Annotated in this window: 5 protein-coding genes; 2 read left to right on the forward strand and 3 right to left on the reverse strand. The window is 38.2% G+C overall.

The window, feature by feature from the left end; translation table 11 throughout:
- A partial coding sequence (gene panC, locus Q8907_11765; GenBank protein ID MDP4274945.1) for a pantoate--beta-alanine ligase occupies positions 1-810 on the reverse strand: 810 nt, incomplete at its 3' end.
- Positions 811-1047: 237 nt separating this feature from the next.
- Here panC and Q8907_11770 point away from each other — a divergent pair.
- Together Q8907_11770 and glmS are read left to right on the forward strand one after the other, a co-directional pair.
- Positions 1048-1902 (forward strand): glycogen/starch synthase, encoded by an 855-nt coding sequence (locus tag Q8907_11770; protein ID MDP4274946.1) that lies wholly within the window; start codon positions 1048-1050, stop codon positions 1900-1902.
- Between the two features lie 219 nt (positions 1903-2121).
- Complete coding sequence (gene glmS / locus Q8907_11775) at positions 2122-3957, forward strand: glutamine--fructose-6-phosphate transaminase (isomerizing) (protein ID MDP4274947.1); 1836 nt, start codon at positions 2122-2124, stop codon at positions 3955-3957.
- 60 nt (positions 3958-4017) lie between these two features.
- Here the strand turns inward: glmS and Q8907_11780 are convergent, their stop codons facing one another.
- Positions 4018-4707 carry a CPBP family intramembrane metalloprotease gene (locus Q8907_11780; GenBank protein MDP4274948.1) on the reverse strand — a complete coding sequence of 230 codons (690 nt, stop codon included), beginning with the start codon at positions 4705-4707 and terminating at the stop codon, positions 4018-4020.
- A gap of 138 nt (positions 4708-4845) precedes the next feature.
- On the reverse strand, positions 4846-5762 hold a 917-nt coding region (locus Q8907_11785; protein MDP4274949.1), incomplete at its 5' end, for a hypothetical protein.

Below are 5762 nucleotides of genomic sequence, written 5' to 3' on the forward strand. Positions count from 1 at the left end.
AGCTCCGACCTTTACGGCGATGCAACCGACTTTATTTTTCTTTTCTGTCCAATCTGCTATAGGCATCAATTCGACATCGTCCACGATTTCGAAATATTCAACTTCCAGGAAAGGATTGGCATTGATCTGTGCTATCACCCATTTTTTCAGATCTTCAACGCTATAATTCAAGGCAATTTCACGGGCTTTGAATAAGGTCTGCGATATCTGAACAGCATTTTTTCTTTGGTCCTGGCTCAAAAGGGCATTACGTGAACTCATGGCCAAGCCGTCTGTTTCTCTGATGATGGGACAGGGGACAATCTCAACCGACAATCCCAGTTGCTTTACCATGCTTTTAATGACACAGATTTGTTGGAAATCTTTTTCACCAAAATATGCCCTGGTGGGAGAAACAATAGAAAATAACCTGCTGACAACTTGCGCTACACCGTTAAAATGGCCTTTCCTGCATTTGCCTTCCATCACCTTGTTCAGGTTTCCAAAATCAAAGACTCTCGTATCGGGTTCAGGATAAATTTCTTTTTCAGTGGGCACGAAAGCAATGCTGCAACCTGCCTGTTCAAGCTTTTTCAAATCGGCTTCAACGGTTCTTGGATAATTTTTCAGATCGTTCTTATCGTTAAACTGGGTCGGATTAACAAAAACTGAAACCACCACCACATCATTTTCTTGTTTTGCCTGCGCAATGAGAGATAAATGGCCATTATGTAAAGCGCCCATAGTGGGGACAAAACCAATGCTTTTCCCTTGCTGTCTTATTTTTCCAATTTCTGAAGAAATCGAATCTACTGTTTTATATACCTGCATAATCGAAAATTATTGCACAAATATACGTCATAATGTAAAAAGAGAAAAAATTAAATCTTTTCTCTTTGTCAAATCTGCAGGATACTGTAGTATTTCATTTTAAATAAAAAATTTTTGATCAAAAGAGATTAAATCTTGATAAGTAGTAAGAAGATATTTATCAAAAGTAAAATTCGGAATATCAATAAATTTTTCTATCTTTGCAACAATTTTTGAAATCTATTTTTGTAAGTTGAAATAATGGAAAATACAAAAGTTTTGTTCATTTCTCAAGAAATCACTCCTTATTTACCTGAGTCCGAGATGTCCATAATCGGACGTAATCTTCCACAAGGAATTCAAGAAAAAGGGAAAGAGATTAGAACTTTTATGCCGAAATACGGATGTATCAACGAACGGAGAAATCAGTTGCATGAGGTAATCCGTTTATCCGGGATGAATTTGATAATTGATGATACCGATCATCCTTTAATCATTAAGGTGGCTTCGATACAGGCAGCGCGCATGCAGGTCTATTTTATTGACAACGAAGATTATTTCAACAGGAAATTTGTTCTCACCGATGAAAAGGGGGGATATTTTCCCGATAATGATGAACGGAGTATCTTTTTTGCACGCGGGGTATTGGAAACAGTAAAGAAACTTCGTTGGGCCCCGGATATTATCCATTGCCATGGATGGATCACCGCACTGGTACCTCTTTTCATCAAAAAAACTTACAAGGATGATCCAATTTTCATGAATTCCAAGGTGGTTTATTCTGTTTATGATGATGGGTTTCCCAAGCCCATGGATAAATCATTCAAGGAGAAAATTCTCATGGATGGCATAACCAAAAAAGATGTACTTTCCCTTGAAGATCCCGACTACCTGGCTTTGTCCAAACTGGCCATCAAGTATTCCGACGGTGCCATAATGGGAAGTACGGATGTTAATCCTGCAATAATCGATTATATCAAGGATATTGAAAAACCGTGGTTAACGAAACAGTCAGATGAACGCTATGTTGATGAATATTCTGCATTCTATGATAAGATTTTAGGCATTGTCCCTGAATCTGTTAAGAAAAAATCCAAGGAAACCGTAGGATAAAAGATTTATTTTTTAGCGAGTCATTAACAACCATTATTTTTTTCTTATTTTTGCCCTTGTTGTTGCTGTTTTTATTTCTGAATTTTTGGAAGAAAAGCAGAAGGTATGCTTTTCCCCAAATTATTATTAAGTTTTAATAATTTCTTCAGGAATGATGCGTTTAATAAAGTGCACAACAAATGATGTTTTGCAGAAAATCAAAATCATAAAAATACTTTTATGTGCGGTATAGTTGGTTATATTGGCTCGAGAGACGCTTATCCGATTTTAATCCAGGGATTGAAGCGTTTGGAATACAGGGGATATGATTCGTCGGGTATTGCCTTGTTAAATAATGAACCTCACGTTTACAAACGTAAAGGGAAAGTAAGTGATCTGGAAGATTTTGTTGCTGAAAAAAACATATCCGGTAACATTGGTATTGCCCATACCCGTTGGGCTACACATGGGGAACCTAACGATGTTAATGCCCATCCTCATGTTTCTGAAAATGGCCATTTTATCATCGTACACAATGGAATTATCGAAAATTATTCCATTTTAAAAAAGAAACTTATTGACAGGGGGTATCATTTCAAAAGTGAGACCGATACTGAGGTTTTAGCTAATTTAATTGAGTATATCTATATCAAAGGGAAAGTTACTGCGGAGATTGCTGTAAGGCTTGCCCTGACTAAGGTTGTAGGTGCTTACGGATTGGCTATTCTTTGTACGGACGAACCCGATAAAATCATTGCAGCCAGAAAGGGCAGTCCCCTGGTGATAGGAATTGGCGAAGGTGAATATTTTATTGGTTCTGATGCTACTCCTATCGTGGAATATACCCACAGCGTTATTTACCTGAATGACAATGATGTGGCCATCATTAAAAAGGAAGAGCTTATTTTAAAAACCCTTAAAAACGACAAGCTCACTCCTAAAGTTCAGCAGATAAACCTTGAAATAGAAGATCTGGAGAAGAATGGTTTTGACCATTTCATGATGAAGGAAATCTTCGAACAACCCAGATCTATCCTGGATACTTTCAGAGGAAGAATTTCGTCGGACCAGAAGGAAGTTCATTTGGGTGGCTTATATCATGTGATGCCCCGGTTGTTGGAAGCAAAAAGGATTATTATTGTTGCTTGCGGTACTTCGTGGCATGCCGGTTTGGTAGGCGAATACCTGATTGAAGAATTTGCCCGTATCCCGGTAGAGGTTGAATATGCTTCGGAATTCAGGTACCGTAAACCAATCATTCTCAAGGATGATGTGATTATTGCGATCAGTCAGAGTGGAGAAACTGCAGATACCCTGGCCGCAATTAAACTGGCGAAGAAATACGGTGCACTGGTATTGGGGATCTGTAATGTTGTTGGTTCCAGTATCCCGAGAGAGACTGATGCCGGCGTTTATACCCATGCAGGCCCTGAAATCGGCGTTGCATCAACCAAAGCTTTTACTGCCCAGGTTACTGTCCTTGCCATGATGGCCTTAATACTCGGACGTAAACGTAATGTCCTCAGCCAGGGCGATTACGTGCAATTGATCAGGGAATTGTCATTGATCCCGGAAAAGGCTAAAAAAATCCTTGCCAGTGACGAGTATGTCAAAGCCATTGCTAAGTTATTTAAGGATGCAACCAATGCCTTGTATCTGGGAAGGGGATATCTCTATCCCGTAGCATTGGAAGGTGCATTGAAACTAAAGGAAATATCTTACATCCATGCAGAAGGTTATCCGGCAGCCGAAATGAAACATGGGCCTATAGCCTTGATCGACAACAAAATGCCTGTTGTCTTTATAGCTACCAAGGATAGTTCTTACGATAAGATTGTAAGTAATATCCAGGAAGTAAAAGCCAGAAAAGGAATTATTATTGCCATTGTTACCGAAGGAGATACGGTAATTAAAAAACTGGCCGATCATGTTATTGAAGTTCCTGAATCGGATATGGCCCTGGCTCCGTTATTAGCTGTTATACCCTTACAACTGTTATCTTATCATATTGCAGTGATGAGGGGCTGTAATGTTGACCAACCCAGAAATCTTGCAAAATCAGTCACGGTTGAATAAAAGAAAATTTTATTTGTAATTAAAATATGGATCCACAGGCTTTTTAAAGTCTGTGGATTTTTATTTTACCAGTTTCATCCCGGGTTGGCGGTAAAAAGAGAACCATTCATTTGATAAAGCGAGAACAGAATGGCTGAACAAGGCTGTCAAGATGGAACCGGTTTTGGCAGAAATCAGGCAAATTACAATTCCATAAGGGATGGTACCTATTGCTTCTTTCCAGCCCTTAGGTATATGTACCAGCGCGTAAAATGAGACACAGATGGTTGTTGCAAAAACAATACCTGCAAAACGAAGGCAACTAAAAAATAAAAATCCCCTGAAAAGAAATTCATACCCTGTCAAATAAAGCACCCAGCTAAAAGAACTGAGAAAGAAAAGGTTCCTGCTCCATATCCCTTTGCGGATTTGCGGATACACATCCAGGTTTCCAGGTGTTTTTGAAAAAAAATAATTGAGGGGGACAAAAATTGCCGATAAGATTACAATCCAAAATATTGATTCTTTAACATGGATCAGGTTGAGTCCGTAACTGCTTAAGGGTTCAGCAAAGCAGAAAACGACGATCAGAAAAGGTATCAGACCAAAAAATAAAAAACCATTCAGGTGTTTAATGAGCACACCTAAGGCTTGTATTTTGACTTCATCGTCGATGAATTTTTTCAGCAGCCAATCGACAGGAAGAAAATAATAAATTAAATAAATAATTGTTAATGATGCAATTACGAAAGCAATATGTTCGGGATTCATGATGAATTTTTATAGAAAAATATTTAAATGTGAATCGAAAAATAAAATTCTAATTTTTTAGCAACAGGAAATATTAATTTTGTTTTCGGGAACCAAGTTATGAACTGTCCTGAATCACACACAACCACCTGCATCAGGTTAATTCTGAACTTCCCACGAAACTTCAACATCCCAATTAGGACGTATGGGAACCAATTCTTTATAATACATTACTCTTTCCGGCTGGATCTTTTTCAGATAATTGCCGGTATCCCATTTGCCGTTACAGTTTTTATCATAGATAACCTTGATCAGGTATTTACCCTGTTGCAGGTATTCGAACTTTATTAGCCCATCTTTATTGGCAAAGGTCTGTTTTACTAAATCTTCTTTTTCGTTAAGCAGCTGAACGATATATTGTTTTTTGACATTTTTTAAAGTCAGCAAAATGCTCCCATACGAATCCGCTTTTTTGCTATTAAGCTTCAAATTGATGGTATCATTGGTATGGTTATAAATATCCGTAAATGCATCCTTCAGGATTGTAAGTTTGTACTTCGAATCTTCCTCCCACGGAAAATCAATGATGTATTTACGAAGTTGCACCGAATCTTTCAGTAAGGAAAATTTTTTCGAATGTTCGACACTGTCAACAATTTCCACCAGTTTTATTTTTGAGGGATCTATTTTCTGTATGGGTACAGCAGCTTCTAAATAAATTTTCTGGTCCAGATCAATGGCAGAACCATCACTAACGGATGAAACCAAACTTAAAGCTTCCTGCTTTTTGACTTCAGGCGCTGCCGGCTTTTCTGCTTTCTTCTTTTTTACTGCCGGGGCTTTCTTATCGGCAAAACGTAGGGAAAGGGTATCGGTCTTTGTAAAATACTCAAGTTTTTTATTGGTGGCCTGGTATTTTAATTCTATCATCAGCGAATCCCTTTTGCTGACGGTGGTATCAGTCAACCAATAATGAATGGTATCGTTTTCGGGGCTTTTTTCCTTAAGATACCAGTTTTTTTCCGGTTTAATGCCTAACGGCCTAAGCTGTACGCTGTCTTTTACAGGAATATTAA

This window comes from Bacteroidota bacterium (genome assembly GCA_030706565.1).
Classification (GTDB): domain Bacteria; phylum Bacteroidota; class Bacteroidia; order Bacteroidales; family JAUZOH01; genus JAUZOH01.

Coding starts and splice junctions, on each gene's coding strand:
- glmS (MDP4274947.1), top strand. CDS start 2,122: ATGTGCGGTATAGTTGGTTATATTGGCTCGAGAGACGCTTATCCGATT.
- Q8907_11780 (MDP4274948.1), bottom strand. CDS start 4,707: ATGAATCCCGAACATATTGCTTTCGTAATTGCATCATTAACAATTATT.